General features: G+C 63.4%; 20 protein-coding genes and 1 tRNA gene. 12 read left to right on the top strand and 9 right to left on the bottom strand.

Annotated features, from left to right (window positions below; translation table 11 throughout):
• Positions 1–41 precede the first annotated feature (41 nt).
• From fdnG to SKTS_RS14110, 7 genes are all read left to right on the top strand, one after another.
• Positions 42–3,098 carry a formate dehydrogenase-N subunit alpha gene (gene fdnG, locus SKTS_RS14140; protein WP_173066303.1) on the top strand — a complete coding sequence of 1,019 codons (3,057 nt, stop codon included), beginning with the start codon at positions 42–44 and terminating at the stop codon, positions 3,096–3,098.
• Positions 3,099–3,107: 9 nt separating this feature from the next.
• Complete coding sequence (gene fdxH / locus SKTS_RS14135; RefSeq protein ID WP_173066300.1) at positions 3,108–3,995, top strand: formate dehydrogenase subunit beta; 888 nt, start codon at positions 3,108–3,110, stop codon at positions 3,993–3,995.
• Positions 3,992–4,624 carry a formate dehydrogenase subunit gamma gene (locus SKTS_RS14130; protein ID WP_173066297.1) on the top strand — a complete coding sequence of 211 codons (633 nt, stop codon included), beginning with the start codon at positions 3,992–3,994 and terminating at the stop codon, positions 4,622–4,624. Before fdxH ends, SKTS_RS14130 begins: the two co-directional genes overlap by 4 nt.
• Positions 4,621–5,547 carry a formate dehydrogenase accessory protein FdhE gene (gene fdhE, locus SKTS_RS14125; protein ID WP_198420369.1) on the top strand — a complete coding sequence of 309 codons (927 nt, stop codon included), beginning with the start codon at positions 4,621–4,623 and terminating at the stop codon, positions 5,545–5,547. Before SKTS_RS14130 ends, fdhE begins: the two co-directional genes overlap by 4 nt.
• Positions 5,544–6,983 (top strand): L-seryl-tRNA(Sec) selenium transferase, encoded by a 1,440-nt coding sequence (gene selA, locus SKTS_RS14120; protein WP_173066294.1) that lies wholly within the window; start codon positions 5,544–5,546, stop codon positions 6,981–6,983. Before fdhE ends, selA begins: the two co-directional genes overlap by 4 nt.
• Complete coding sequence (gene selB, locus SKTS_RS14115; protein ID WP_173066291.1) at positions 6,980–8,887, top strand: selenocysteine-specific translation elongation factor; 1,908 nt, start codon at positions 6,980–6,982, stop codon at positions 8,885–8,887. Before selA ends, selB begins: the two co-directional genes overlap by 4 nt.
• A gap of 23 nt (positions 8,888–8,910) precedes the next feature.
• Positions 8,911–9,006 (top strand) — tRNA-Sec (locus SKTS_RS14110).
• Positions 9,007–9,058: 52 nt separating this feature from the next.
• On the opposite strand, the gene SKTS_RS14105 is transcribed toward SKTS_RS14110, so the two are convergent.
• From SKTS_RS14105 to SKTS_RS14090, 4 genes are all read right to left on the bottom strand, one after another.
• Positions 9,059–10,198 (bottom strand): ATP-binding protein, encoded by a 1,140-nt coding sequence (locus SKTS_RS14105; protein ID WP_198420368.1) that lies wholly within the window; start codon positions 10,196–10,198, stop codon positions 9,059–9,061.
• A gap of 139 nt (positions 10,199–10,337) precedes the next feature.
• Positions 10,338–11,858, bottom strand: coding sequence for a SpoVR family protein (locus SKTS_RS14100; protein ID WP_173066288.1), 1,521 nt, complete (start codon positions 11,856–11,858; stop codon positions 10,338–10,340).
• Positions 11,855–13,117 (bottom strand): YeaH/YhbH family protein, encoded by a 1,263-nt coding sequence (locus tag SKTS_RS14095; RefSeq protein ID WP_173066285.1) that lies wholly within the window; start codon positions 13,115–13,117, stop codon positions 11,855–11,857. The genes SKTS_RS14100 and SKTS_RS14095 overlap by 4 nt, the downstream gene beginning before the upstream one ends.
• Before the next feature lie 12 nt (positions 13,118–13,129).
• A complete protein-coding gene (locus SKTS_RS14090) occupies positions 13,130–15,052 on the bottom strand; it encodes a PrkA family serine protein kinase (protein ID WP_173066282.1) in 1,923 nt (640 codons plus the stop codon).
• Between the two features lie 380 nt (positions 15,053–15,432).
• Between SKTS_RS14090 and SKTS_RS14085 the strand changes: the two genes are divergently transcribed.
• The gene (locus SKTS_RS14085; RefSeq protein WP_198420367.1) at positions 15,433–15,768 is read left to right on the top strand and encodes a DUF1841 family protein; all 336 of its coding nucleotides are present in this window, start codon (positions 15,433–15,435) and stop codon (positions 15,766–15,768) included.
• Positions 15,769–15,904: 136 nt separating this feature from the next.
• Here SKTS_RS14085 and hybE read toward each other — a convergent pair whose 3' ends face one another.
• The 5 genes from hybE to SKTS_RS14060 are packed head-to-tail and all read right to left on the bottom strand — an operon-like array spanning position 15,905 to position 21,368.
• On the bottom strand, positions 15,905–16,471 hold the full coding sequence (gene hybE / locus SKTS_RS14080; RefSeq protein ID WP_173066278.1) for a [NiFe]-hydrogenase assembly chaperone HybE: 567 nt from the start codon (positions 16,469–16,471) through the stop codon (positions 15,905–15,907).
• Positions 16,464–17,015 carry a TorD/DmsD family molecular chaperone gene (locus tag SKTS_RS14075; RefSeq protein ID WP_173066277.1) on the bottom strand — a complete coding sequence of 184 codons (552 nt, stop codon included), beginning with the start codon at positions 17,013–17,015 and terminating at the stop codon, positions 16,464–16,466. Before SKTS_RS14075 ends, hybE begins: the two co-directional genes overlap by 8 nt.
• Positions 16,999–17,955 (bottom strand): NrfD/PsrC family molybdoenzyme membrane anchor subunit, encoded by a 957-nt coding sequence (gene nrfD, locus SKTS_RS14070; protein ID WP_173066274.1) that lies wholly within the window; start codon positions 17,953–17,955, stop codon positions 16,999–17,001. Before nrfD ends, SKTS_RS14075 begins: the two co-directional genes overlap by 17 nt.
• A 3-nt stretch (positions 17,956–17,958) precedes the next feature.
• Positions 17,959–18,570, bottom strand: coding sequence for a sulfate reduction electron transfer complex DsrMKJOP subunit DsrO (dsrO, locus tag SKTS_RS14065; RefSeq protein ID WP_173066271.1), 612 nt, complete (start codon positions 18,568–18,570; stop codon positions 17,959–17,961).
• A complete protein-coding gene (locus SKTS_RS14060) occupies positions 18,567–21,368 on the bottom strand; it encodes a molybdopterin-dependent oxidoreductase (protein WP_173066268.1) in 2,802 nt (933 codons plus the stop codon). The genes dsrO and SKTS_RS14060 overlap by 4 nt, the downstream gene beginning before the upstream one ends.
• Before the next feature lie 260 nt (positions 21,369–21,628).
• Between SKTS_RS14060 and SKTS_RS14055 the strand changes: the two genes are divergently transcribed.
• The 4 genes from SKTS_RS14055 (at position 21,629) to SKTS_RS14040 (ending at position 26,524) form a co-directional block, all read left to right on the top strand.
• Complete coding sequence (locus SKTS_RS14055) at positions 21,629–22,948, top strand: sigma-54 interaction domain-containing protein (protein WP_173066265.1); 1,320 nt, start codon at positions 21,629–21,631, stop codon at positions 22,946–22,948.
• A 306-nt stretch (positions 22,949–23,254) separates the two neighbouring features.
• Positions 23,255–24,037, top strand: coding sequence for a slipin family protein (locus SKTS_RS14050; RefSeq protein WP_173066262.1), 783 nt, complete (start codon positions 23,255–23,257; stop codon positions 24,035–24,037).
• 18 nt (positions 24,038–24,055) lie between these two features.
• The gene (locus SKTS_RS14045; RefSeq protein ID WP_244617347.1) at positions 24,056–25,282 is read left to right on the top strand and encodes an MBL fold metallo-hydrolase; all 1,227 of its coding nucleotides are present in this window, start codon (positions 24,056–24,058) and stop codon (positions 25,280–25,282) included.
• Between the two features lie 207 nt (positions 25,283–25,489).
• Complete coding sequence (locus SKTS_RS14040; protein WP_173066258.1) at positions 25,490–26,524, top strand: RNA methyltransferase; 1,035 nt, start codon at positions 25,490–25,492, stop codon at positions 26,522–26,524.
• Positions 26,525–26,589 lie beyond the last annotated feature (65 nt).

Here is a 26,589-nt window from a genome sequence, read left to right as displayed (position 1 = left end):
GATGCTCCTATCATCACCGATGAAAATGGAAGGGGAACCGTATGCATATCACGAGACGGCAGTTCTTCAAGCTGGGTGCTGCAGGCCTGGGAAGTTCGAGCCTGGCGATGCTGGGCTTTTCCCCGGCAGAGGCGCTGGCGGAAGTGCGCCAGTTCAAGCTGGCCCGCACCACCGAGACGCGCAACACCTGCCCCTACTGTTCGGTCAGCTGCGGCATCATCATGCACAGCATGGGCGACAAGGCGAAAAACGCCGCATCGGAAATCATCCACATCGAAGGCGACCCCGACCACCCGGTCAACCGCGGCACCTTGTGCCCCAAGGGCGCGGCGCTGGTGGACTTCATCCATAGCCCCAGCCGGCTCAAGTATCCGGAATACCGCGCAGCTGGTTCCAGCGAATGGAAGCGCATTTCCTGGGACGAGGCGTTCAGCCGTATCGCGCGGCTGATGAAAGACGACCGCGACAAGAATTTCATCGCCACCAACGCTGACGGCGCCACGGTCAACCGCTGGCTCTCCACCGGCTTCCTGGCGGCATCCGCATCCAGCAACGAGACCGGCTACATCACCCACAAGACGGTGCGCAGTACCGGGATGCTGGCGTTCGACAACCAGGCGCGTGTCTGACACGGACCTACGGTGGCAAGTCTTGCCCCTACGTTCGGCCGCGGCGCGATGACCAATCACTGGGTCGACATCAAGAACGCGAATGTGATTTTGGTGATGGGCGGCAACGCCGCCGAGGCGCACCCCTGCGGCTTCAAATGGGTGACCGAGGCCAAGGCGCACAACCACGCCAAGTTCATCGTGGTGGACCCGCGCTTCACGCGCTCGGCAGCGGTTGCCGATTTCTATGCGCCGATCCGTACCGGGACGGACATCGCCTTCCTCGGCGGGGTGATCCATTACCTGCTGTCGCGCGACCAGATCCAGCACGAATACGTCAAGGCGTATACCGACGCCAGCTTCATCGTGCGCGAGGACTACAAGTACGAGGACGGCCTGTTCTCGGGCTACAACGCCGACAAGCGCAGCTACGACAAGGCCAGCTGGATGTACGAGATCGGGCCGGACGGCTACGCGGCAGTGGACCCCACGCTGCAGCACCCGCGCTGCGTGTTCAATCTGCTGAAGCAGCACTATTCGCGCTACACCCCGGAAGCGGTGAGCAACATCACCGGCACGCCCAGAGACGCCTTCCTCAAGGTGTGCGAGACCATCGCCACCACGGCGGTGCCGGACCGGACGCTCACTATCCTCTACGCCCTGGGCTGGACCCAGCATTCCACCGGCTCGCAGATGATCCGTACCGCGGCCATGCTGCAACTGCTGCTGGGCAACGTCGGCATGGCGGGCGGGGGCGTCAACGCGCTGCGCGGCCACTCCAACATCCAGGGCCTGACCGACCTGGGCCTGCTGTCCAACCTGCTGCCGGGCTACATGACCCTGCCCGGCGAAAAGGAAACCGATTACCAGGCCTACATCGACAAGCGCGCCTTCAAGCCGCTGCGGCCGGGACAGCTGTCCTACTGGCAGAACTACCCCAAGTTCCACGTCAGTCTGATGAAGTCCTGGTTCGGCGATGCGGCGACGTCGGAAAACAACTGGTGTTTCGACTGGCTGCCCAAGCTGGACAAGATCTACGACGTGCTGCAGGTGTTCGAGCTGATGCACCAAGGCAAGATGAACGGCTATTTCTGCCAGGGCTTCAACCCCCTCGCCGCCTTCCCCAACAAGGCCAAGATCGGCGGGGCGCTGGCCAGGCTCAAGTTCCTGGTGGTGATCGACCCGCTGGCCACGGACACTTCCTGTTTCTGGGAGAACCACGGCGAGTTCAACAACGTCGACACGACGAAAATCCAGACCGAGGTTTTCCGCCTGCCCTCCACCTGCTTCGCCGAGGAGGACGGCTCGCTCACCAATTCCGGGCGCTGGCTGCAATGGCACTACAAGGGCGCCGAGCCGCCGGGCGAGGCCAAGGGCGACGCGGAGATCATCGCCGGCATCTTCCTCAAGCTGCGCGAGCTGTACAAGAAGGAGGGCGGCGCTTTTCCCGACCCCATCGTCAACCTGACCTGGGGCTACAAGATTCCGCTTTCGCCCTCCGCCGAGGAACTGGCGAAGGAGTACAACGGCAAGGCCCTGGCCGACCTGACCGATCCCAAGGACCCGAGCAAGGTGATCCTCAAGGCCGGCCAACAGCTAGACGGCTTCGCCCAGCTCAAGGACGACGGCAGCACCGCCTGCGGCTGCTGGATTTTTTCCGGTGCCTGGACGGAGAAAGGCAACGCCATGGCGCGGCGCGACAATTCCGACCCCAGCGGCTTGGGCAATACCGTCAACTGGGCCTTTTCCTGGCCGGCCAACCGTCGCATTCTCTACAACCGCGCTTCGGCCGATCCCGCGGGCAAGCCGTGGGACCCAAATCGCAAGCTCATCGGCTGGGATGGCGCCAAGTGGGCGGGGGTGGACGTGCCCGACTTCAAGCCGGATTCCGCGCCGGCAGACGGCATGAGTCCCTTCATCATGAACCCGGAAGGCGTGGCGCGCCTGTTCGCCGTGGACAAGATGGCGGAAGGGCCGTTCCCCGAGCATTACGAGCCGTTCGAGACGCCCATCGACACCAACCCGCTGCATCCCAAGGTGATCAGCAATCCGGCGGCGCGCGTGTTCAAGAACGATCTGGAGACATTCGGCAAGGCCAAGGAATTCCCCTATGCCGGCACCACCTACCGCCTCACCGAGCACTTCCACTACTGGACCAAGCACACCCGGCTCTCGGCCATCCTGCAGCCGGAGCAGTTCGTGGAAATCGGCGAGGAACTGGCCAAGGAGAAAGGCATCAAGGCCGGCGACAAGGTCAAGGTGCGCTCCAACCGGGGCTACATCAAGGCGGTGGTGGTGGTGACCAAGCGCATCAAGGCGCTCCAGGTCAACGGCAAGACCGTCCATCACGTCGGCATCCCGATCCACTGGGGCTTCAAGGGGATAGCCAAGAACGGCTACATCGCCAACACCCTGACCCCCTTCGTCGGCGACGCCAACGTGCAGACGCCGGAGTTCAAGTCGTTCCTGGTGGACATCGAGAAAGCATAGGAGGCGGTCATGGCACTTCAATCCCTTGATATTCAGCGCCGTTCCGCCACCACCACGCCCTCGCCCAGCCAGCGCGAGACGGTCGAGGTGGCCAAGCTCATCGACGTTTCCAAATGCATCGGCTGCAAGGCCTGCCAGGTCGCGTGCATGGAGTGGAACGACACGCGCGACGCGATCGGCGTCAACACCGGCGTGTACGACAACCCGACCGACCTCACCGAGAACTCGTGGACCGTGATGCGCTACGCCGAGGTGGAAACCGACCGCGGCCTGGAGTGGCTGATCCGCAAGGACGGCTGCATGCACTGCGCCGACCCCGGCTGCCTCAAGGCCTGCCCGGCACCGGGCGCCATCGTGCAGTACAGCAACGGCATCGTCGACTTCCAGGAAGAGAACTGTATCGGCTGCGGCTACTGCATCGCCGGCTGCCCGTTCAACGTTCCCCGCCTCTCCAAGAAGGACAGCAAGGTCTACAAGTGCACGCTGTGTTCCGACCGCGTGGCGGTTGGGCTGGAACCGGCCTGCGTCAAGACCTGTCCGACCGGCGCCATCGTGTTCGGCAGCAAGGAGGACATGATCCAGCACGCCGAGGAGCGCATCGTCGATCTCCAGGCGCGCGGCTACGTCAATGCCGGGCTGTATGACCCGGCGGGGGTGGGCGGCACGCACGTCATGTACGTGCTGCAACACGCCGACAAGCCGGGACTTTACAGCGGCCTGCCTAACGACCCGTCGATCAGCCCGCTGGTCAGCCTGTGGAAGGGCGTCAGCAAGCCGCTGGCCTCCCTCGCCATCGGCCTGGTCGCCATCGGCAGCTTTTTCCACTATGTCACCAAGGGACCCAACGAAGTCTCTAAGGACATCGAGAAGGAGTTCGAAAAGGAGTTCGAAGAATGAAACGCGATCCCAAGGACCTGGTCCGCTATTCCGCCGCCGAGCGCTTCAACCACTGGGTGGTGGCCATGATTTTCATCCTGCTGGCCCTCTCCGGGCTGGCTTTCTTTCATCCGCTGTTCTTCCCGCTCACCCAGCTTTTCGGCGGCGGGACCTGGGCGCGCATCCTGCACCCCTTCTTCGGAGTGGTGATGGCGGTGTCCTTCGTCGCCATGCTGTTTCGCTTCTGGTGGCTGAACCTGATGACGCCGAGCGACTGGGCGTGGCTGCGTCGCGTGCGCGAAATGCTCAACGGCGACGACCACAACATGCCGGAAGCAGGAAAGTACAACGGCGGCCAGAAGCTGCTGTTCTGGCTGCTGGTCGGCTGCATGGCACTGCTTTTCGTGTCCGGTATCGTCATCTGGCGCGTCTACTTTTCGGCGACTTTCCCGGTCGTGGTGGTGCGCCTTGCCGCGGTGGTCCATGCCGCTTCGGCCGCGGTGATGATCGCCCTGGTCATCGTGCACGCCTATGCCGCCATCTGGACCAAGGGCACCATCCGCGCCATGTTGTACGGCACAGTCAGCCGTGCCTGGGCCAAACAGCATCATCCGCGCTGGTTCAAGGAAGTGACAGGGGAAGGAAAATGATGACATCGAAGATACTGGAACCGGGACAAATCGAACAGCCACACGGTGAAATCCCTTTTATCAGGCTGCCCGAACGCAAAACCCTGTTCCGACAGCGGGCAAACCGCCTGAGAGGGCTGGCCGAAGGGCACACGATAGCCGATTTCCTGAATTTCATGGCGCAGCTGGCGGATGTCCAGCAGGGCGCGATCGACAGCTTTCCCGAGGTCTTTCTGCCCGACGCGCCGATGCTCGATTTGTGCCGCGAACACGGCATGCCGCCGCTGCCGGCGCGCTCCTGGCTGCGCAACCCCGCGTGGCGTCGCGGATTGAAGCGCATGATCGCCGCACTGGTCGCCGAAGCCACGCCGCAGGCGCGGGACGCGATGGTGCGCCTGTACGCCATGACGCCGGCCGAACTCGAAGCTTTTGCCGACAATATTCTTTCCGAGCAGCAGCAATCGCTCGACCTGGCGCTCGCGCCGCTGGTGGCCGCCGCGCTACAGGTGTACTGGACGCACATGGCGACCACGCTCGGCGCGCAGGCTTTCGGGCGGGGCGACATCGCCAACCTGTGCCCGGTGTGCGCTTCTCCGCCGGTCGCCAGCGTGGTCCGCATCGGCGGGAGCGAGCAGGGGCTGCGCTACCTCCATTGTTCCTTGTGCGGCACGGAGTGGCACATGGTGCGCGTCAAGTGCAGCAACTGCGAGGAGTCCAAAGGGCTCGCCTATTTCGGTGTCGAAGGCGCACCCGAAACGGTCAAGGCAGAGGCCTGTGACGACTGCGGCTCCTATCTCAAGATCGTCTACATGGAAAAGGACCCGCACGTGGAACCGGTCGCGGACGACATCGCCACGCTCGCCCTCGACGTGCTGATGAACGAAACCGGCAAGCCGCGCAGCGGTCCTAACCTGATGCTGTTCAGCGCGGGCCTGGATTTATGACGGCTCGCCCGGTACTGATATCCCGCCCCGCCTCGGCGTTCGCGGCCATTCCTTCGGTCGACCGGGTGCTCAACCTGCCCGGCGTCGCTGCGCTGGTGCTGGAATATGGCCGCGAAGCCGTGCTCTCCGCTACGCGCGCGCTGCTGTTAGGGCTGCGCGAAGCGCTGGCGCAGGGCGATGAACTGTCCGGCGATGCGCTGGCCGAGCCGAATTTGACCCAGGCATTGCACGCCCGGCTGGAAGCGGATGCGTTGCCGTCCCTGCGACCGGTTTTCAACCTCACCGGAACCGTGCTGCATACTAACCTGGGGCGCGCCATGATGCCCGAAGAGGCGGTCGCCGCCGTGGCCCAAGCCATGTCTCGGCCTTGCAACCTGGAATTCGATCTCGGCGGCGGCGCCCGCGGTGACCGCGACAGCCTGGTGGAGCACCTGCTGTGCGAGCTGACCGGGGCCGAGGCCGCGACGGTGGTCAACAACAACGCAGCCGCGGTTTTCCTCGCCCTCAACACGCTCGCCAACCGCAAGGAGGTGATCGTGTCGCGCGGCGAACTGGTGGAAATCGGCGGCGCATTTCGCGTGCCCGACATCATGAGCCGTTCGGGCGGACGCCTGCACGAGGTCGGCACCACCAACCGCACCCACGCGCGCGACTTCCGCGAGGCTATCGGGCCGAAAACCGGCCTGCTGCTCAAAGTGCACGCCAGCAACTACGCCATCGTCGGCTTCACCGCCGCGGTGCCGGAAGACGAGGTGGCGGCCATTGCCCACGAGCACGACCTGCCCTTCATGATCGACCTGGGCAGCGGCACGCTGGTGGACTTGGCGCAATACGGCCTGCCGCACGAACCGACGCCGCAGGAAGCGCTGGCCAACGGCGCAGACCTGGTGACCTTCAGCGGCGACAAGCTGCTGGGCGGCCCGCAGGCCGGCATCCTGGTCGGCAAGAAAGCGCTCATCGCGCGCATCAAGAAAAATCCGCTCAAGCGCGCCCTGCGCGTGGACAAGATGACTTACGCGGCGCTGGAAGCGGTGCTGCGCCTCTATCGCGATCCCCAGCGCCTGGCGCAGCGCCTTCCCGCGCTACGGCAGTTGACGCGACCGGCAGGCGAAATCGAGGCCGTGGCCCGGCGCCTTCTTCCCGTCCTGCAAGCCGCGTGGGCGGGAAGGGCGCAAGTTTCCCTGAAAACCTGCGCCAGCCAGATCGGCAGCGGCTCGTTGCCAGTCGATCTGCAGCCCAGCTTCGCGCTCGCGATCGAGCCGCTGGTGAAGGGCAAAGGCGCGGGTACGGCGCTCGGTAAAATCGAGCAGGCCTTCCGCACGCTGCCCGTGCCGGTGATCGGCCGTATCGCGGACGGCGCCTTTTGCCTGGACATGCGCTGCCTGGAGGACGAGGTGGGGTTCGTCGCACAACTTTCCCGCCTGAACCCGACATGATCATTGGCACGGCAGGACACATCGACCACGGCAAGACATCACTGGTCAAGGCGCTGACCGGGGTCGACACCGACCGCCTCAAGGAGGAAAAGGCGCGCGGCATCACGGTCGACCTGGGCTACGCCTACGCGCCCTTGCCCGACGGCTCCGTGCTCGGCTTCGTCGACGTGCCGGGCCACGAGAAACTGGTCCACAACATGCTCGCCGGCGCGACCGGCATCGATTACGTGCTGCTGGCGGTCGCCGCGGACGACGGGCCGATGCCGCAGACGCGGGAACACCTCGCCATCCTCGAACTGCTCAGGCTCGGGCGCGGGGCGGTGGCGCTGACCAAGATCGACCGGGTCACGCCGCAGCGCCGTGCCGCCGCCAGCGATGAGATCCGCTCCCTGCTTTATGGCACGGCCCTGCACGATTGTCCGATCTTCCCTGTGTCTTCGCTGTCGGGCGACGGTGTCGGGCACTTGCGGACATTTCTCGACGAAATCGCCGCGGACACGCCGCCCGCAGCCAGTCGCGGCCATTTTCGCCTGGCCGTGGACCGCGTGTTTACGCTCAACGGCAACGGGACGGTGGTGACCGGCTCGGTGATGTCGGGCGAAATCCGCGTCGGCGAGCAGGTGATGGTTTCCCCCCGCGGCGTGCCGGCGCGGGTGCGCAGCATCCACGCCCAGAACCGCCCCGCCGAAAGCGGCCGTGTCGGGCAGCGCTGTGCGCTCAACCTCGCCGGTGCGGGCTTCGCCCGCGAGGATGTGCGGCGCGGCGACTGGGTGCTGGCCGCCCCCGTCCACGCGCCGACCCAGCGCCTCGACGCGCGCATCCGGGTGCTGGGCAGCGAGCCCCGGGCCTTCGGCCACTGGACGCCGGTGCACTTCCACATCGGCACCCTGGACGTGCCGGCCCGCGTCGCGCTGCTCGAAGGCGAGAGCGTCGCGGCGGGCGCGACAGCCCTTGCACAGATCGTGACGGACAAGCCGGTGTGCGCCCTGCACGGAGACCGCTTCATCCTGCGCGACCAGTCGGCCACGCGCACCATCGGCGGCGGCAGCGTGCTCGATATTTTCCCGCCGGTGCGCCAGCGTCGCACGCGCGAACGGCTGACGGTACTGCATTCGCTGGAGGCGCAGGACGCCGCGGCGGCGTTGAACTCGGCCCTGGAGTTCGGCGGCGACGGCGTCAACCTGGAGCGTTTCGCGTTGGCGCGGAATCTGCGCCAGGACGAGCTGGAAGATATCCGCTCGGCCATTCCCATGAGCGTCGTCGCCACGCCGGGCGGCAGCTGGGGCTTCCCCGTGCCGCGCTGGCAGGCATACAAGCTGACCGTGCTGGAACGGCTGGCCGCGCTGCACGAGCAGGAAGCGGAATCGCTTGGCCCTGACCGCGCGCGCCTGCAGCGCATGACATTGCCTGCGCTGGAAAAAGCCGTGTTCGGCGAACTGGTCGCGCAACTGCTGGGCGAAGGCCGGGTTGCGCAGAGCGGGCCCTGGCTGCATTTGCCTGGGCACAAGGTCAGCCTGGCGCCGGACGAGGAAAAAGCGTGGGCGGCTATCCGCCCGCTGCTCGCACAGCAGCCGTTCCAGCCGCCGCGCGTGAGAGACATCGCGCGCAACGTCGGCAGCGACGAGGCCAGCGTGCGCCGCCTGCTCAAGCGCGTCGCGCGCAGCGGCGAGATTTACATGGTGGCGCACGACCATTATTTCATGCGCGAGGCGGTGCAGAAGCTTGCGGACCTGGTGCAGGAGTTGGCGCTGGCGCGCGGCAAAGCCAGCGCTTCGGCGTTTCGCGACTGCATCGGGACGGGCAGGAAACTGGCGATTCAGATACTGGAATTTTTCGACCGCATCGGTTACACCCGGCGTGCCGGCAACGCGCACCATCTGCGCCAGTCGGACCTGACGCTCTGAATAAAGTACGATTGCTGCAAAATGGAAGGGAATCGTTCCCCGGTGGGACGGCCTGACTTCAAATCAGGTTAAGCGCGCCAGCGCGCTTGGGTGGGTTCGACTCCCACTCCTTTCCGCCAATATTCTGTGAGGGAGGGGCGCACTGCTTGCACCCCGCCCGCCGGGCTAACCTTATGCCCGCAAGCCTGCAAGCCATTCCGCCGCCGCAACCACGTCTACCCGCCCGCGCCGCGTTTCCTGGCGCAGTTCCGCCACAATCTGAACCGCTGCGGCCTGTGGCAGGTGCTCCGCCATGCGGTGAAAATAGGGCGATACCGCTGCATCGGCATGCTTGACCTCGATCAGGTCGGTGATGGCGCCTTCCTCCGCCAGCGCGAAGTCGATTTCATGCTGTTCCTTGTCGCGAATGGTGTGCAAGCTTACCGTTTTTCCCTCGGCGTCATGGCGGTAATGTGCGTGCCTGAGCAGCATTGCCGCCACCGCATTTTCCAGTCGCGCCCCGGCATCGCCCTTGACTAGGCCCGTGTCGAAAAAATAGATTTTGCTTTCCTTGAGAATCGCGCGCGATATGTCGCGGTGCCACGGCGTGACACGAAACACGATATACAGCGCTTCGAGGATTTCCAGGTAGCGCGTGGCGGTATTGGGGGATATTTGCAGCATCTGTGCAAGGGCGGAAATCTTGACCGGGGAACCGACCCGCTCGCGCAGCAGATCGACGAATAATTGCAGGCTGCGGATTTCATGGACGCGGGAGAATTCGAGCACGTCTTCGCGAATCAGGTCCGTGGCATACTGCCTGCGCCAGCGCTCCGCCGCCACATTGTCGGCGGCAAGAAAAGGTTCGGGGAATCCACCCCGTTCAAGCAGGCGGTCGAGCGCTTCCGCCGGCTTCATTCCAAGCATGTCCACCGCTTCGCGCACCGAAAAGGGATGCAGCCGCCAGGCGAAATAGCGTCCGGCCAGCGATTCCCCTCCCTGGCGAAAGGTTTCCATGCGCGCACTGCCCGTCACCAGCACTGCCTGACCAGGGCTGCGCCCGTCCCACACGCCTTTCAGGAATGCCTTCCAGTCGCGCATCTTGTGGATTTCATCGAATACGAGCAACCCGGCACGCGGAGACCAGGCGCCAGAGAGAATGATTTCGCGGTCGGCGGGCACGTCCCAGTTCAGATACTGCGCTCGCGGGTAGTCAGCCATCAGCAGGCGTGCAAGCGTGGTCTTGCCAGCTTGCCGGGGGCCGGTGAGGATGATGAGCTTGTTCGGGAGATCGGCCCGAATGCGGTCCGCGAGTGAGCGTTTTGCGTCCAATTGATCTGTTCCGGTTAAATAGTCATGACTATTTTGCATTACGGTGAAAAATAGTCAACATTTGGTCCGGCGAAAGATGGGTCCCTCCTCTTGAGGGAGGCTAACCGGCGCATGTGCGAATGTCGGTTAAATCACCGTGTCACGGTGTCGCGAGCTTTCTCTTCTCCATCCTGGCTTCGTGGGTCAGCTCGACCCGGCCGTCCTCGAATACGGTTTCCATGCGCACGCCGAAGCCCCACAAATGGCTGACGCGCTTCATGACTTCGTCCAGGCTTTCGCCCAGGGGGCGGCGCCGGTACTGGGTATGGCGCAGCGTCAGGGTGCGGTCGCCGCCGTGGTCGACGTCGTAGACCTGGATGTCCGGTTCGCGGCTGCCGAGGTTGTACTGGTCGGCGAGGGCCTGGCGGATGTAGCGGTAGCCTTTTTCCTCGTGGATGGCGGTGATCTCCAGTTTCTCCATGGCGTCGTCGTCGAGCACGGCGAACAGCTTCAGGTCGCGGATCAGCTTGGGCGACAGGTATTGCGAGATGAAGCTTTCGTCCTTGAAGTTGCGCATGGCGAAGTCGAGCGATTTCACCCAGTCGCTGCCGGCCAGTTGCGGGAACCAGTAACGGTCTTCGTCGGTCGGGCGCTCGCACATGCGGCGGATGTCGCTCATCATGGCGAAGCCCAGGGCATAGGGGTTGATGCCGGAATAGTAGTCGCTGAAATAGGGCGGCTGGGTCAGCACGTTGCTGTGCGACTGAATGAACTCGATCATGAAGCCGTCGGAGAGCCGGCCCTCGTCGTACAGGGTGTTGAGGATGGTGTAGTGCCAGAAGGTGGCCCAGCCCTCGTTCATCACCTGGGTCTGGCGCTGGGGATAGAAATACTGCGCGATCTTGCGCACGATGCGCACGATTTCCCGTTGCCACGGTTCCATGGCCGGCGAGTGCTTCTCGATGAAGTAGAGCAGGTTTTCCTGCGGCTCGGGGGGGAAGCGGGCGGCCGCCACCGAACCCGCCGCCGCGTGCCTGCCGGGCAGCGTGCGCCACAGGTCGTTGATCTGCGACTGGAGGTATTCCTCGCGTTCCTTCTGGCGCATTTGCTCCTGATGCAGGGAAAGCGGCGCGGGACGCTTGTAGCGGTCCACGCCGTAGTTCATCAGGGCGTGGCAGGAATCCAGGATCGCTTCGACTTCCTCGTAGCCGTAGCGCTGCTCGCAATCCTCGATGTAATTCCGCGCGAACACCAGGTAGTCGATGATCGAATCGGCGCTGGTCCAGGCCTTGAACAGGTAGTTGTTCTTGAAGAAGGAGTTGTGGCCGTAGGCGGCATGGGCGATCACCAGCGCCTGCATCATCATGGTGTTCTCTTCCATGAGATAGGAGATGCAGGGGTTGGAGTTGATTACGATTTCGTAGGCCAGCCCCATCTGGCCGCGCTTGTAGCGCTTCTCGACGTTGAGGAATTCCTTGCCGAAGGACCAGTGGTGGTAGCCCACCGGCAAGCCCACCGAGGAGTAGGCGTCCATCATCTGTTCCGAGGAAATGATCTCGATCTGGTTGGGGTAGGTGCTCAAGGAATATTGCCCCGCCACGCGCGCGATTTCGGCGTGGTAGCGCTCGATCAGCTCGAACGTCCATTCCGAGGTGTCGGAGAGGATTCTGCGTTTTTTCATGCGACGCGCTTCTTGAACAGTTCGCGGAACACCGGGTAGATGTCCGCCGGGGTTTCGATCTGTTGCATGGCGAAATTGTCGTAGGCCGCCTGCACGTTCTGGTACTCCATCCACAGGCTCTGGTGCTGGTCCGCCGTGATTTCGATATAAGCGAAATACTGCACGTAGGGCATGATGCGGCTCATCAGCAGGTCGCGGCAGATGGGGGAATCGTCGGTCCAGTTGTCCCCGTCAGAGGCCTGCGCCGCGTAGATGTTCCAGTCCGAGGTGGGGTAGCGCTCGCGGATGATCTCGTCCATCAGTTCCAGCGCGCTCGACACCACCGTGCCGCCGCTTTCGCGCGAGTGGAAGAAATCGTCCTCGTCCACTTCCATGGCAACCGTGTGGTGGCGGATGAACACCAGCTGGATTTTGTCGTAGGCGCGGGTGAGGAACAGGTAGAGCAGGATGAAGAAGCGCTTGGCGATATCCTTGCGCACCTGGTCCATGGAGCCGGAAACGTCCATCAGGCAGAACATCACCGCCTGGGTGGTGCGCTTGGGCTGGGGGATGCGGTTGTTGAAGCGCAGGTCGAAGGTGTCGATGAAGGGGACCGACTGGATTTTCTCCTTCAGGCGGGCGATCTCCTGTTCCAGCTCGACGACCTGGGGGTCGTTGTCCGGCGCAGTCTTCAGCAGGGCTTCCAGCGCTTCCTCGGCTTCCTTCAGTTGGGCGCGGTAGGGCGCCGAAAGGGCGATGCGCCGTCCCTGCGCGCCCCGCAGCGAGCGGATGACGTTGATGTTGGACGGCGTGCCGTCGGTGGTGTAGCCCGCCCGCACCATCTTGTGCTGCGCCAGGGTGGTGAGCTTGGTTTTGACCAGGTTGGGCAGGGCGAGATCGTCGAAAAAGAAATTGAGGAATTCCTCGCGCGACAGCTCGAACACGAAGTCGTCCGTGCCTTCGCCGTCTTTGCTGGCGCCGCTCCCCTTGCCCTTGCCGGCGTTCGGCGGGCGGTCCAGCTCGTCGCCGGTGATGAAATCGACGTTGCCGGGATGCACCAGCTCGCGCGATCCGCCGGGTCCGTGGCCGAATACCGGTTCGGAAATGTCCTTGGCCGGGATCGAGATCTTCTCGCCGTTGTCGATGTCGGCAATGCTCCGCCCGGCGATGGCATCCGCGACCGCTTTCTTGATCTGGCTCCTGTAACGGCGGATGAAGCGGCCGCGGTTGACCGCGCTCTTGTTCCGGCCGTTGAGCCTCCTGTCGACGATCTGGTGCATGAGAGGCCTCCGCTACGATGACTTGCGCACGCGCAGGTACCACTCGCTCAACAGGCGTACCTGTTTCGGCGTGTATCCTTTCTCCTCCATGCGGTTGACGAAGTCCTGGTGTTTCTTCTGGTCGTCGGCGGAAGCCTTGGCGTTGAAGGAAATCACCGGCAGCAGGTCCTCGGTGTTGGAGAACATCTTCTTCTCGATCACCGAACGCAGCTTCTCGTAGCTGGTCCACGACGGGTTCTTGCCGTGGTTCTGGGCGCGGGCGCGCAGCACGAAATTGACGATCTCGTTGCGGAAGTCCTTGGGGTTGCTGATGCCCGCCGGCTTCTCGATCTTTTCCAGTTCCTCGTTGAGGGAGGAGCGGTTGAACACCTCGCCGGTGTCCGGGTCGCGGTATTCCTGGTCCTGGATCCAGAAGTCGGCGTAGGTCACGTAGCGGTCGAAGATGTTCTGGCCATATTCGGAATAGGATTCCAGGTAGGCGGTCTGGACTTCCTTGCCGATGAACTCGACGTACTGGGTGACGAGGAAACCCTTGAGGTAGGAAAGATAGCGCTCCTCCACCTCGGGCGCGAACTGCTCGCGCTCCACCTGCTGCTCCAGCACGTAGAGCAGGTGCACCGGGTTGGCGGCGATCTCGCTGTTGTCGAAGTTGAATACCTTGGACAGGATCTTGAAGGCGAAGCGCGTGGAAAGCCCGGTCATGCCTTCGTCCACCCCGGCATAGTCGCGGTATTCCTGGTAGGACTTGGCCTTGGGGTCGGTGTCCTTGAGGTTTTCGCCGTCGTAGACCCGCATCTTGGACACGATGTTGGAGTTCTCCGGCTCCTTGAGGCGCGACAGCACCGCGAACTGGGCCATCATCTGCAGGGTGTCGGGCGCGCACGGCGCCTCGGCGAGCGAGCTGTTGGCGAGCAGCTTCTCGTAAATCTTGACCTCCTCGGAGACGCGCAGGCAGTAGGGCACCTTGACGATGTAGATGCGGTCGAGGAAGGCCTCGTTGTTGCGGTTGTTCTTGAACGCCAGCCATTCCGACTCGTTGGAGTGGGCCAGCACGATGCCGTTGAAGGGGATCGCGCCGAAGCCCTCGGTGCCCTTGTAGTTGGCCTCCTGGGTGGCGGTGAGCAGCGGGTGCAGCACCTTGATCGGCGCCTTGAACATCTCGACGAATTCCAGCAGCCCCTGGTTGGCCAGGCACAGCCCGCCGGAGTAGCTGTAGGCATCGGGATCGTCCTGGGCGTAGGCCTCCAGCTTGCGGATGTCGACCTTGCCCACCAGCGAGGAAATGTCCTGGTTGTTCTCGTCGCCGGGCTCGGTTTTGGAGACCGCGATCTGGCGCAGCACCGAGGGGTGCAGCTTGACCACGGTGAACTTGGTGATATCGCCGTTGAACTCGCGCAGCCGCTTCATCGCCCAGGGCGACATGATGCTGTTCAGGTAGCGGCGGGGAATGCCGAAATCCTCCTCCAGGATCGCGCCGTCCTCCTCCATGGAGAACAGCCCGAGGGGCGATTCGTGCACCGGGGAGCCCTTGATGGCGTAGAACGGCACTTTCTCCATCAGGTACTTGAGCTTCTCGGCCAGAGAGGACTTGCCGCCGCCCACCGGCCCCAGCAGGTAGAGGATCTGTTTCTTCTCCTCCAGCCCCTGCGCGGCGTGCCTGAAGTAGGACACGATCTGCTCGATGGAGTCCTCCATCCCGTAGAATTCCTTGAAGGCGGGATAGATCTTGATCACCTTGTTGGCGAAGATGCGGGAGAGGCGCGGATTTTTCCGCGTGTCCACCAGTTCCGGCTCGCCGATCGCCATCAGCATCCTTTCCGCCGCCGAAGCGTAGGCGGAAGGGTCTTTCCTGCAGATATCGAGGTATTCCTGGAGTGAGTACTCCTCTTCCTTGCTTTCCTCGTAGTGGGATACGTAATGGCTGAAGATGTTCATGGCACTTCCTCCCCATAAGTGTCACCGTCGGCGTGACCGGCGCGCTTTGCGCCTGTGAAGGGCGCAGCGGCCAATCTAACAAGTCAGACTGCCAGGGAACGCAATATGTTCCCTGGACTTAGTCTGAAATATACGCCATGTCTCGTTTTTCGGGTAAATCGGCCAGGCCGCCCGTCGGCATGAGCTAACCGTCTGTCGTTTCCACGCCGTTATTTGGAGGCCAAGCAACCTGCCCATGGCAAATCCCAAGATGACAAAACCATCGTATGAAGTCAGTATGCGTGGGAAATGGATCTTCGAGCGAAATAGTGTTTTAACCGGCCAACCCCTGTGGAAACGCGTTTTTCCACCTTCGTTAACTGTTTTAGGAATGTAATGCAATGATCGACCGTTATGACCCTGAAGTGACACCCGATCCAGCGGAATGGCTGGCTCTCGATGAAGGTGAACGGATTCAACTCGTCGAGGCATTTCACCGCGAGGCGAGAATTCCCCTGCCCAAGAGCGCGCGCGCTTTGCATGCCGCCATCCATGCCGTTGTGGAAAACCAGTTGGCAATGGACGATCAGGCGATTGTCCGCGACACCTTGCAGCGCTTGTTGGAGGACGGACTCACTCGCCACGATGCGCTTCACGCCATTGGCTCCGTTCTTGCCGAACGTATCGCCGATGCTTACCAGGAATCGTCCGGGACAACGGGCGGGGATGAGTCATAACAAACGTAGGGCGCAATAACCAACGGGCATTGCGCCGCGTGTTGTGAAGCCGGCGCAATGCGCTTCGCTTATGGCGCCAAGATCACCGCAAGGCGGTACTCTCTTGGCGGGCATGACCCTTGCGGTTATTGACGCCCTACGTCGCCGGCTTTCCCCGCACCAGCCTTGCGAAGAACTCGCGCCTTGAAACTTCCTTCTGCCAGCCGCATTCGCGCTTCTGTTCTTCCATGACGCGGTTGCGGGTGCGGATGACGTCGTTCCAGGCCGCGAACACGTCGTCGGCGCCGGCGAAGCGCTCCATCGACTGGACCAGCGGCTGCACCAGGTAGTGCCCCAGCATCGGGGTGTGGTTGAGATGCGCCTGCTGGGCATTGCCGAGCAGCGTGAACGACAGCGCCGGGCCGATGACCTCGTAGGGGGCGTGGGCGCGCTGCTCGGCGCTCCAGTCGGGGGGTATGGCGATGCCCGGGTCGCGTTCGGCGATGAACAGCCGCGACATCATCCACGGCGTGAGCAGCAGGAACACGCACCAGCCTTCCATGCGGCGGAAAGCGCGTACTTCGATGGGCAAATCGTGGTTCACCAGCCATTCGTCGTGGAACTGGCGCCGGTAGATTTCCTCGAAGCACTGGCTGACGGCCGTGGCCACGGCCTGGTCGTCGTGCAGGAAGGCGTCGCCCACTTCCCAGGCTGGCTCAGGCACAGTTTTCTCCGCACACGGCGGCGAGCTGGCCGCCCAGCACGCGGTAGAGCGCCAGGCGGCTCTCGTCGCGCAGCGCCTGGGTGAATTGCGGCAGCCAGCGGCCGAGGTGTTCCTGCCACAGCGCGTCTTTCACGGCCTGAACTTGCACGGCCTGAACTTGCTCGCCCTGCCCTGGTTCGCCCAGCGATTCTTCGAGGTGTGCGGCGCATTCCAGCATGGTGCCGAGAAAATCGGGCGAAATGCCATCTTCCTCCAGCCCGAGCCTGCGGTACAGTCCGGCCACCGCGGCGGTCGCGGGACCGGGCATCATGCCGTCGAGCCAGGCGGATTGGAAGGGCGGGCAAACGGTGCGCGGATGGCCGTTGACGAACAGGCGCGTATGCTCCGCCTGCCATTCCTCAAGCGAGGTGGCGGCGAGTTCCTCGAGGGGCGCCGCCAGCCATCCGTGATGGGCGGAAAAATCTTCCAGCAGTTCGCGCGATTCCGCCACCGGCGCCGCCAGCAAGGCGCCGAGCAGGCGCAGGCGTTCACCAGGGGTAGGCATAGACCCCCGCGTACATGAAGTAGTGGCGCAGCAGGTAGCCGCCCATCAGCACCAGCACCGCCGCCGCCACGGTGGGGAAGCGGCCGCGCCAGCCTTTGGTTACGCCCCTGAGCTCGATCATGAACGGCACCAGCAGGCCGAAGCCGATGAAGCCGATGAGCCAGCCCCAGTCTCCCCACAGCAGTTGCGCCGAGCGGTAGCCCGATTCCGAGCCTGACAGGGTGTAATTGAAGAAACTGAACAGGATCACCAGCTCGGTGGCGATCAGGATCAGGTCCATGCGCTCGTAGCGGTGGCGGATGTCCTGGTCGTTTTCGTCGGTGATGAAGATGTTCAAGAGCAGCAGCAGGTAGGCGAAGGCGGTGGAGAAGGCTGACACCGTGAACAGCAGCGGCACGCCGGGGTTGTGCCACAGCGCCACGGCGGGGAAGGACTGGATCAAGAGGCCGGTGTAGACCGCGGTGCCGATGCCGTTGATCGACGCCAGCCAGCCCACGATGCGGCGGCGCTTCATGCAGCAGGCGGAAAGCCAGCTCACCAGCGGCCACTGCAGGATGGAGCGCACCAGCGGGATGCGCATGAACAGCGGCGTTTCGCGCATGTAGGGCAGGGCGTAGAGCATGCCCCACACCATCATCCACAGGATGAACTGGGTGCCCCAGGCGATCCATGAATCCGGCTTGAAGATGAACACCAGCGGGTTGAGTACGTAGATCACCGCGGTGTGGTGCAGCAGGTGGCCGAACAGCACCGCAGAGCTGATCGCCAGCAGCACCACCCCGGAAAGCGCGCCCCAGAGAACAAGTTTGCGGTGCGGGCGGCAGTACATGTCGGTGAGGAAGGTGATGGTGAGGGTCGCCGCGCCCAGGCCGCCGAAGAACAGGTACAGGGCGATCCACCAGGTCCAGATGTGTTGCGTCGTGTAGGTCATGGTATTCATGGCTCAGCCTTTCCGCTTCATGTCGTCGATGTAGTACACGTTGGGCCGTGTGCCGAGGTGCGGCATGAGCGGCTGGGCAACGCCGCTCGCCACCAGTTGCGCCACCGGGTCGGAGGGGTTGTCCAGGTCGCCGAACTGGCGCGCCGAGCCGACGCAGGTTTCGACGCAGGCCGGCTTCTGGCCCTTGTCCACGCGGTGGGCGCAGAACGAGCATTTGTCCATGCTCGGGCTGGTGCGCTGCAACTCGCCGTAGAATTCCTTGCCGACGCGGATGTCGTCGTAGGTCACCTCGTAGCGCGCGTCGTAGGGGCAGGCCATGGCGCAGGCGCGGCAGCCCATGCAGCGCTCCGGGTCGATCAGCACGATGCCGTCGTCGCGCTGGTAAGTGGCGCCGGTGGGGCACACCGTGAGGCACGGCGGGTTGTCGCAGTGGTTGCACAGGCGCGGGAAAAAGCGCCGCCGCACCTGCTCGGCCACGCCGATTTCCTTTTCGTGCACATAAGTGCGCCAGGCGCCTTTCCATACCGGCGTCTGGTTCTCCATCGAGCAGGCCGCCATGCACGCATTGCAGCCGACGCAGGTATTCAGATCAATCACCATCGCGTAGCGGGTCATGCCTGTACTCCTTTTCCTTCAATCTTCTTGATGCGCACGGTGAACTCCTGGGTACGAAAACCACCGGTTACGGGTTCAAGCTCGTAGGGAACCAGCTTGTTGGTGGCGGTGCCTACTCCTACGGCACGGGTCAGCGCCGGGTTCTCCGCGCCGAAACCGGAGTAGGAAAACACTGCCTCGCGGTGAATAAGCCGAGTGAGGTGGACATGACCGTTCGCGCTCTGGCCGGTTTTCGAGTTCGTGATGGAAATCGGGTCCCCATCCCGGATGCCGAGAAACGCCGCACGCGCCGGATGCACCCAGATATGGGTGTAGATGTCCTTCTTGAACTGGTTGATGGCAGCCAGCACCGGATTGTTGTTGTTGGTGGAGGCATACGACACCGTGGGAGCCTTGCCGTAGGTAAAGTAAAATTCGTCATCCGCCAAACTGCCGGAAGAAGCGCCTTTCCGGCATTCCGTCGGGATGTGCGTGGCGAGCACGTTGAATTGCGGTGCCGTGCCACCCATGCCACGCAGGCCGTCGAACAGACTGGAGTAAAACTCAACCCGACCGCTTCCGCTGGGCATCGGCAGTTTCCGGGGCATGGCGTATTTTTCCAGCAGCTTGTCCTTGGTTTCCAGGATGAGCACCCCCTTGTCCCGCAGCACCGTATCGAGTTGCTTCACGGTAATGCCCGCCTCCTCGGCAGCCAGTTCGAAGGCGACATCGCGGTATGCGGCGGAAATAGGGTTTTTCGCCCCATTTTTGCTGTTCTGGGCCAGATGCTTCTTGACCGAGGCAGCGTTCAGCCCGGTCAGTTTTTCAACGGTATCCATGAGGGCGTCGGTCTTGCCGCTGATGATTTCCGTCATCTTGAACAAGATATCGGTCGTCTCGCGCGTATCGTACAAGGGGTCGATGGCCGGATAGCGCGTAGCGAACGCCAAATCGTGATTCACCCCGTTGGCGTAAATATTGGGTTCGCCGCGCTCCAGGTAGGTGGAGTTGGGCAGGATCACGTCCGCATACATGGTGCTGTCGCACGGCAATACATCGATGGCGATGACCAGCTCCATGTTCTTGTGGGAAAGAATCTCCTTCCAGCGGGAGTCGGGGTAGTAATGGCGCACAGGATTGGCGGCGTTAAGCAGTACCGCGCGGGTGTTGTAGGGCTCGCCCTTGTAGTTGAGCGTGCCCTCGACCGATTCCTTGAAACCCACGTCCGCCAGCACCGGCAGCATCACATAAGGTCGTCCCGCAGCCCGTTCCTGTTCGGTGTAGGCCCAGGACCAGCCGGGCTTGCCGTGGCTGAAATTCTTGCCGTCCGAGAAAACATCGATGACCAGTTTGGCAAAGGGCAAGCCGACTATGCTGGTGAGCGGCGGCCCGATTTCCTTGCCTTCCTGCTTGGCCTTGATGGTATTTGCCTGCTTCTTGTGCACCTCGCCGCTCATGATCCAGCCGCCGGGCTTGTCTATGCCGCCCGTCAGCGCCTGAATCATGGCTTGGACCCGGCGCATCATGATGATGTTGCCGTAACGGCCGCCATGCCAGCCGGGATCGATGATGGCGGGACGCGCGCCACCGAACTCGCGCGCGATGCGCCGAATGGTGGCGGCGGAGATGCCGGTGGTGTTCTCCGCCCATTCCGGGGTGCAGGCCCGAACCTCTTCGAGTTGCGCCTGGAGCACGGTCATCACCGGGTGCCCGTCCAGCATCAGCCCGTCGGGTGCGTGGAGCGCCGGGTAACACGGGCGACCGTCCACGTCCATGCCGTTGGCGTTGGTATAGGCCGGTACGGTACGAATTTCCGAGCTGCGTTCCTGCACCACGCGGGGTTGTCCCTTGGCGTCGAGTGCCAGGTGCAGCAGGCCCTTCTCGTCCTTGTAGGCCAGGAAGGGCATGTTGGAATGCTGGCGCAGGAAATCGGCGTCGTAGAGACCCTCTTCGAGCATGGTCTTGAGCATGGCCAGCAGGAAGTCCAGGTCTGTGCCGGGCCGGATGGAGATCCATTCGTCCGCCTTGGACGCGGTCTCGGACTGCCGCGGATCGATGGCCACCACCTTGGCGCCGTTCTTGCGCCCCTGGGCGAAGCGCACCATGCGGCAGGTCGACACCGCGCCGATCGAGGCGTTGTTGGCGATGAACAGGATGTACTTGGCGTTGTCGAAATCGGGCAGGATCTCGTCGTGAACGTTGAAGTTGCCGGTCACCGTATCCGTGCCCAGATGGCCGTTGGTAACGCAAGCCTGCATGGGCGAGGCGATGATGTTCGGGATGCTGTTGGCAAGAGCGAAAGGCACCGCCCAGTTCATGTAGAACACGCATGAGGTCCATCCCCCCACCATGGTCCATTCCCAGGGCTGGATGTTGGCATCCTTCTGCCGCTTCGCGATGTAGGCGTAGGCTTCTTCCCACGAGGCGGCGCGGAATTTCATCTCGCCGCGCTTTGAACCTTCCACCCGGATCAGCGGTGTTTTCAGCCGGTCGGTGTCGTAAGTCTGGCGCAGTCCAGCCTGGCCGCGCGCGCAGATCTTGCCGCGGTTGAGGGTGGAGTCGGGGTTGCCGTCGATCTTGACGATGCGTTTGATGCCGCCCTCGACGCGGGTGGTGACACGGATGTTGCACAGCGAGGAGCAGAAGTTGCAGATGCTGCAGGTCTGCTCCTCCACGACCTTGCTCTCGCCGTCCGCCGCTTCGGCCACGCCCGCCAGTCCTGCCGGCTTCAGCAGGCCCAGTCCGGCGACGCCCGCCGCGCCTGCGCCAGCCGTCTTCAGAAATGCGCGGCGCGTTAAGGTGGGAAAATTCCAGTTCATTAGCCCTCGTCCCCCAGATAGATGATTTTTAGTTTGTTACGGCATGTCACTTCGCCGCTTCGGGGGACGTGTTAGCAACCGCTGTGCCAGGACCAATGCGCCACCTATAAAAATTATTGTTAACAGCAGGTTGAGGCGATAAGTATTTTTTTGTTCAGATTGTTTTGGCTCCGGGAAGAGGGCGGGGCTGTCAAATCTGACAGCTCTAGCTCGGGCTCATGTAAGATAAGGCAGGTTAATCAACGGAACGAGATGGCGAAATGGACCTGTCTGGAAACCCCATACCCGAACTCCTGCCCGACGTGGCGGCGCTGATCGACTCGATGCCCGAGCCGCGCCTGTTCATCAGCGCGGACTACCGCGTGCTGGCGGCCAACCGCGCCTATCGCGAGCAATTCGGCGTGCCCGAGGACCTGTCGCACCACTTCTGCTACGAACTTTCCCATCACATTTCCGTGCCCTGCGACCAGGCCGGAGAGAGCTGCCCGCTCAAGACCTGCCGCGATACCGGGGAGGCCTCGCGCGTCCTGCACATCCATCACACGCCGCGCGGGCAGGAACATGTCGACGTGGAAGTGGCGCCGATCCGCGACCGCGCCGGGCGCGTGCTGTTCTACGTGGAAACGGTGCGCACCGTGCGCCGCGCGCGCAGCGGCCCCTCGGCGGAAGGCCTGGTGGGGCGCTCCCCGGCATTCAACCGCCTGATCGCGCTGCTGGAACGGGTGGCCCCGTCGGACGCCACGGTGCTGCTGCTGGGCGAATCCGGCACCGGCAAGGAACTGGCGGCGCAGGCGCTGCACGACGCCAGCACGCGGGCGCGCGGTCCCTTCGTGGCGGTGGACTGCGCCGGCGTGACCGAAACCCTGTTCGGCAGCGAACTGTTCGGCTACGAAAAGGGCGCGTTCACCGGCGCCAGCACCCGCAAGACCGGCCTGGTGGAAGCCGCGGCCGGCGGCACGCTGTTTTTCGACGAGATCGGCGACATGCCGCTGTGCCTGCAGGTCAAACTGCTGCGCCTGCTGGAAAGCGGCACCTTCCGGCGGGTGGGCGGCCTGGAGCCGCTGCGCGCCAACTTCCGCCTGGTGCTGGCGACCCACCGCGACATCAAGGCCATGGTGGAGGAGGGCACCTTCCGCCGCGACCTCTACTACCGCATCAGCGCCTTCCCCATCCGCGTCCCTTCCTTGCGCGAACGCAGGGAAGACCTGCCGCTGCTGGTGGATTCCCTGCTCCAGAGGCTATGCCAGCAGCGCCGCTCGCTCCACCCGGACGCGCTGGCGGCCTTGCTGGAACACAAGTTCCCGGGAAATATCCGCGAGCTGCGCAACATCCTGGAACGCGCCTGCCTGCTGGCGGACGGCGACACCATCCTGCCCGAGCACCTGCCCGAGGACCTGGAGCCGGTTACGGATTACGTGAAAGAAGCCGCGGAAGAAGAAATCGTCCCCCTGGAAGAAGCCGAGCGGCGCTACCTGCGCTGGGCGCTGGAGCGCCACGGCTCCGACCGGCGCCTGCTGGCCCAGAAGCTGGGGCTGGGCGAGCGCACCCTGTACCGCAAGCTGAAGGATGCGGGGGTTTAAGGCGTATTCTGCTCGGCTGTTAAAGGATTCTTTAATTGTGGATTTATGTATTAAAGAATCCTTTAATGTGTGGCGAGCAAAGCGATCCGCCTTGGGCGAGTCCGTCCAAGCCTTCGTTCCGCATTACCATCCGGGCCTTTGGCGCAATAGCTGAGCAACGCTCAACGTAGCAGCGTAATCAAACGGGTGAAGGGATCGACGGTAACGTGGAGAGGCCGCCTTCCCGTGATTGCCCCTGAACTGTTCGCCTTGCCAAGAGTCCTAGCAGCATGAGGATGCGCGGCAGCGATGCGAAGGAGGCACGAAATGGCTCTGGAAATAGGTTCAATTTTCGCCCTGTTGCTGGCTGTGGCTGTTTTCTTGCTCCTGGGTTACGCAGTCCGGATTTTCCGCGAGTACGAACGTGGGATCCTGTTCACGCTGGGGCGCTTCAGGGGGGTGAAAGGGCCGGGGCTGGTGATAATCGTGCCGGCCATCCAGCAGCTGGTAAGGGTCGACCTGCGCACCGTCGTGCTGGAAGTGCCCACCCAGGATGTCATCTCGCGCGACAACGTGTCGGTAAAAGTCAGCGCAGTGGTCTATTTCCGCGTGGTGGACCCGCAAAAGGCCATCATCCAGGTGGTCGATTTCCTCAACGCCACCAGCCAGCTGGCACAGACCATGTTGCGCTCGGTGCTGGGCAAGCACCTGCTGGACGACATGCTTTCGGAGCGCGAGCGGCTTAATCTGGATATTCAGCAAGCGCTGGACGCGCAAACGGACACCTGGGGCATCAAAGTCTCCAACGTCGAGATCAAACAGGTCGATCTGACCGAGTCCATGATCCGGGCGATCGCCAGGCAAGCCGAGGCGGAGCGCGAGCGGCGTGCCAAGGTGATCCATGCCGAAGGCGAATTGCAGGCGGCGGAAAAACTCTTCCAGGCGGCCGCGATACTGGCGCAAGAGCCGCAGGCAATCCTGCTCCGTTACCTGGAAACACTGACCGTGATCGGCGCGGACAAGAACACCACCGTCGTGTTCCCCCTGCCGATGGACCTCGTCGCCCCGTTCCTGAAGAAAGTGAAGCCGAACATGGCCGATGAGGTCTGACGCGGAGGGGAGGATGACATGACCACGCGCGAGATGCCTGCCTGGAGCCCGGCGCAGCTGCACCGTCAACTGGAGAAGGGCGGCCGCTTCTTCATCCTGGACGTACGCAACCAGGACGAGTTCGATGCCTGGAAAATCGAGGGCAAGAGTTCGATCCCGACCATCAACGCCCCCTATTTCGATCTGCTGGACCTGGAGGACGAAAATGAGGAAATCGCCGCGGCCGTTGCCCGCGCGGTCCCGGAGCGGCTGAAGGACCGCCTGCCGCGGAACGAGACTATCCTGGCGGTATGCGCCCAGGGCAACACCTCGGCCCACGTAGCGGAAGGCTTGCGGCGGCTCGGCTATCAGGCGTTCAACCTCGAAGGCGGCATGGCGGCCTGGGGCAACCACTACGAAATGCGCGCCGTGGAGGAGAGCGATCGCCTCACCCTCCTGCAAATCAGCCGCCCGGCGCGCGGCTGCCTCAGCTACCTGCTGGCCAGCGGCGGCGAGGCCATGGTGGTCGACGCCGCGCGCCACATCGACGTCTACACCCGCATCGCCGCCGAGCGGGGCTGGCGCATCACCACCGTGTTCGACACCCATCTCCAGGCCGACCACCTGAGCGGCGGCATGGCCCTGGCGAGCGCGCTGGGGGTGGATTACTGGCTGCATCCCTACGACAGCATCCATCCCGACGACCAGCTCCCGGCGACATATTCATTCCGTTACCTGGAGGACGAAACGACCTTCAGGCTGGGCGAGGTGAGCGTGCGAGCGCTTCATCTCCCCGGCCATACCCTCGGCATGACCAACCCGCTGGTGGACGACCGCTTTCTGCTGACCAGCGACACCCTGTTCATCGGCACCATCGGCCGCCCCGACCTGGGCGGCCGGGCAAAGACCTGGGCGCCGCTGCTGTTCAGTTCCCTGCAACGGGTGCTGGCCTTGCCCGACCACACCGTCGTGCTCCCCGCCCACTTCAGCCACATGGGCGAGGCGGACCAGCAGGGCTGCTACCGCGCCCCCATCGGCGCGCTACGCGGCAGCAACGAGGGCTTGCGCGCGCTGGGCGAGGGACTGGAAGCGTTCATCGCCTACATCCTGGAACACCTGCCGCAGCATCCGCCGACCTACGACGACATCCGGCGCGTCAACACCGGCCTGCTCCAGGTGGACGAGGCCAAGGCCAGCGAACTGGAGCTCGGGCGGAATCAGTGCGCCCTTTCGCACAGCGGGACAGGTGCGCATCCGACCGCTTAAAAGCTCGGTTAGACACAGAGATCACAGAGATCACAGAGTAAAAACAATCGCTTGCCGCACGTATCAGGGAAGCGCCATCTGCTCGTCATTGCGAGGAGCGAAGCGACGAAGCAATCTGTAATTTATCGATTATCCAGAATCGAGATTGCTTCGCTGCGCTCGCAATGACAGGGCCGTTGACACCGGATGCTATCATCCGCACCCATCATGCGTATCCAACATATCCGACAACGTCTGCGCGACCTGGGCGCCGTGCCTTGCCACGAGGGGCGCGTGCTGCGTGCCTGGCTCCAGGGGTTGCCCCTGGGCACCAAAAGGCGGCGCGCCGAGGACTTCCTGCCCCTGGCCCTGCGCGACGCCATGCCCGATTTCACCGCCGAGCTGCAGCGCCTGGCGCGCCTGCAATCCGAGCACCCCGGCGAGGACGGCTCGGTCCGCCTGCTGGTGGCGCTGGCGGACGGCCAGACGGTGGAAAGCGTGCTGCTGTCCCGCGACGGCCTGTGCGTCTCGACCCAGGTCGGCTGCGCCGTGGGCTGCGTATTCTGCATGACCGGCCGCGACGGCCTGCTGCGCCAGCTGGGCAGCGCCGAGATCGTCGCCCAGGTGGTCCTGGCGCGCAGCCTTCGGGCCGTGAAAAAGGTCGTGTTCATGGGCATGGGCGAGCCGGCCCACAATCTCGACAACGTGCTGGAAGCCATCGACCTGCTCGGCAAGGAGGGCGGCATCGGCCACAAGAACCTGGTCCTTTCCACCGTCGGCGACCGGCGCGTGTTCGAGCGGCTGTCCCAGGCCACGGTCAAGCCCGCCCTTGCCCTATCCTTGCACACCACCGACCCCACGCTGCGCCGCCGCCTGCTCCCCAAGGCACCGGACATCGCGCCGGACGAACTGGTCGAACTGGGCGAAGCCTACGCCCGCGCCACCGCCTACCCGATCCAGTACCAGTGGACCCTGCTCGAAGGGATCAACGACACGGACGCGGAGCTGGCAGGCATCGCCCGCCTGCTGGCCGGCAAATACGCGGTGATGAACCTGATCCCCTACAACAGCGTCGACGGCTTCGATTACCGGCGCCCCAGCTGGGCGCGCGCCGCCGAGATGGCGCGCGTCCTGCACCGCCAGGGCATCCTCACCAAGCTGCGCCACTCCGCGGGGCAGGACGTGGAGGGCGGCTGCGGGCAATTGCGGGCGCGGACGCTACAAAATGTAGGGTGGGTTAATAACCCACCAGGCGTTGCGTAGCAACACAACGCCTTTTTGATGAGTGCCTGTCGGTACGCTGCGCGATATCGGCCTTCCCAGACCTA

The sequence above is a fragment of the Sulfurimicrobium lacus genome, assembly GCF_011764585.1.
GTDB lineage: Bacteria > Pseudomonadota > Gammaproteobacteria > Burkholderiales > Sulfuricellaceae > Sulfurimicrobium > Sulfurimicrobium lacus.
Note: the sequence above shows the minus strand (reverse complement) of the source record. Positions and strands in the feature narration are given on the sequence as shown.